This is a genomic window from Streptomyces sp. NPDC026672, from assembly GCF_040638185.1.
Classification (GTDB): domain Bacteria; phylum Actinomycetota; class Actinomycetes; order Streptomycetales; family Streptomycetaceae; genus Streptomyces.
The window spans coordinates 1-2,225 of sequence record NZ_JBEZXS010000103.1 but is presented as its reverse complement, the minus strand read 5'-3'; the positions used below and the strand labels follow the sequence as shown (position 1 = coordinate 2,225).

3 protein-coding genes are annotated in these 2,225 nt (G+C 62.9%); 1 reads left to right on the top strand and 2 read right to left on the bottom strand.

Going from position 1 to position 2,225, the window contains the following annotated elements:
• Positions 1–183: 183 nt before the first annotated feature.
• The gene (locus AB0F77_RS42940) at positions 184–348 is read left to right on the top strand and encodes a hypothetical protein (protein ID WP_358079793.1); all 165 of its coding nucleotides are present in this window, start codon (positions 184–186) and stop codon (positions 346–348) included.
• Between the two features lie 7 nt (positions 349–355).
• Here the strand turns inward: AB0F77_RS42940 and AB0F77_RS42935 are convergent, their stop codons facing one another.
• Positions 356–1,204 (bottom strand): helix-turn-helix transcriptional regulator, encoded by an 849-nt coding sequence (locus AB0F77_RS42935; RefSeq protein WP_358079791.1) that lies wholly within the window; start codon positions 1,202–1,204, stop codon positions 356–358.
• Positions 1,205–1,214: 10 nt separating this feature from the next.
• Positions 1,215–1,976: a DUF6879 family protein gene (locus AB0F77_RS42930; RefSeq protein WP_358079789.1), complete on the bottom strand. Its 762-nt coding sequence runs from the start codon at positions 1,974–1,976 to the stop codon at positions 1,215–1,217.
• Between the last annotated feature and the right edge of the window lie 249 nt (positions 1,977–2,225).

The following is a 2,225-nucleotide window of genomic DNA, read 5'->3' as shown; positions in this document are numbered from 1 at the left end:
GCGTGTTCGTCGGGGACCGGGAAATCACGGACATCGTCGACACGCGCATTGAGATGTACGAGGACGCGACGGTTGCAGCGATCAGAAGCGGAAGGTGGGTCTGACACACACCACGCACACGGGCCGACTCCGCCATGGGGTCGGCCCGTCCTGTTTCTAGAGCACGACGACTACGGAGGAATCATGGACTTCACCAAGGGATTCAAGAGCCAGTGCAACACCGGATGTCTGCACTGTGGCGCCCCGCTGACACAGACGACGGGCGCCGGTCGCGTCCGCCGCTTCTGCGACGGCGAGCATGGCAAGGCGTACCGCCGGCGCATGCGGGCCCTGGGGTTCCCCGTGTGACGTCAGGCTAAGAGCGCAGCGCCCGTCTTACGGCGTTGATGATGACGTGGGCGTCGTTCCCGTACGCGGCGGACTCATGAAGAGTGGTCCAGACCCGCTCGTATAGTCGGATGTTCTCGGCATCGTCGAGCCACAGCTCCGCGTGCCAGTCCTCCGTGATGACAAGCCGGTCGTCGAAGATCCAGAACCCATTGGCAGCCGGCAGCTTTAGCGGCTCTGTGAAGGGGATGATCCCGAGCTCTACCGAACTCATTCCAACGACACTCGCGAGCCGATCCAGTTGCGCATCAAGTACCGGGGGAGGGCACAGGAGCGAGCGGAGAGCCGCCTCCCAGACGATGACCCGGAGTGTATTCCGGCTGTCGTGGAGCCATTCCTGACGTCTTGCTCGGGTCAGTACGGCCTCGTCAGCGTCCTGTGCTGACCCGAAGAATGTCCCGTAGCGGGTGAACACGTGGCGGGCGTAGTCCGCGGTCTGCAACATGCCCGGGATTACTGCCTCCTCCCACGCATGGATGACTCGGGAGCGTGATACTTCGACGTTCCACGTGTCTTGTACGGGGCTGTGTCCGGAGGCAAGCTGACGGCGCCATGATCGGATCTGCGACTCGAAGCCCCGGAGTCTTGCTAGAAGCCCCTCGAACTTGTCAGGCTGCCCGCAGGCTTCGACCCACCGTCGGAGATCTTCCTCCGTGATGGTCTGCTTGCCGCCCTCACACTTGTAGATCTTCGAGTGAGGCCACCCGAGTGTGGAGGCGAGTTGAGTGCCGGTGAGCCGTCCTGCCGGACACGTCAGGCGCAACTCTCGAAGAGAGATCCCGAAGGCTACACGCGCCTGTTGGTAGTCCGTGCTCACCGGCTCTCGCTTACTGCTGGTCGGATGCGGACGCCACTTGCGCCGCGAACTGATCGTAGGCAACAGCGCCGTGCATGGCTGCGTCGCGTACCTGCATGTACCGGTTGACTTCCGCAGGTTCCGTGATCACTTCGGCCCCGAGCAAGACGTCCGCCTCATCAAAGCGGAGGCGGGCCACCAGGCGTGAGTCAAAGATCCAGAAGTCGTCTGCCGGAAGGTTGCGTGCCTCTGCTTCCTGGCGTCGCAGATAGCGCATGTCCTCGCCGGCAGCCGCGTTGCGTGGAGCGTCGGCGAGGAGGAAGAGTTGGCCAACCGTGGGCGGGTCGTCGACGATCCGGACGCGTCCCACCGTCTTGCTGGCCGACGTCTGGCGCCGCATGAGCTGTGACCAGTCGTCCTCGGTGTCCAACTCGAAGCGCCCCGTACGAACGAACTCCTCGTACGTGGGGTCTTCCGTGTCGGATTGGTACCGGCCTCGCGTCTCCAGCCGCCATGCGGTGTGCTCGAAGGTCTCGAAGAGGCGACCGAACTCCTTCAGATCGATCAGCTTCCGCACGCGCTCCAGTCCCTTTGGTCCATGGTTGACGAGGGTCTCCCGGGGGACGAGGACGGCTACGTCGTCAGGCCCGAGAAACCGCAGCTTCGCCAGGTCGTCAGGGTCGGTGAGCCGTGGCCCTTGGACGACGTAGGTGTCAGTGCCCACGACTTCGTGAATCGCCGGGCATCCGCCGTTCTTGCTGTCGGTCCCGTTGAAGCGGATGTTTCGCGTCATGTCCGGTCCCCTTCAGGGTAGTTGGTGCCTTCAGCGTCTCGGTTCTGATCGTTGATCTCTACATGGTGCGGCCCTCGACGTGAGAACACACGGGAACATCCGGCCATTGTGCGAGAACATCCGAGAACATTCCGTCGACACGAGAACATCCCAGTGCCTACGGTCGTCTCATGAAGCCCGCGGCGGAGGTGCGGAGATGGACTTTGAGACGACAGTGAGAAAACCCGTGCAACTGACGGATCCGTTGAC

Excerpts from the sequence above, each read along its gene's own strand:
- AB0F77_RS42940 (WP_358079793.1), top strand. The coding sequence starts at position 184 with ATGGACTTCACCAAGGGATTCAAGAGCCAGTGCAACACCGGATGTCTG.
- AB0F77_RS42930 (WP_358079789.1), bottom strand. The coding sequence starts at position 1,976 with ATGACGCGAAACATCCGCTTCAACGGGACCGACAGCAAGAACGGCGGA.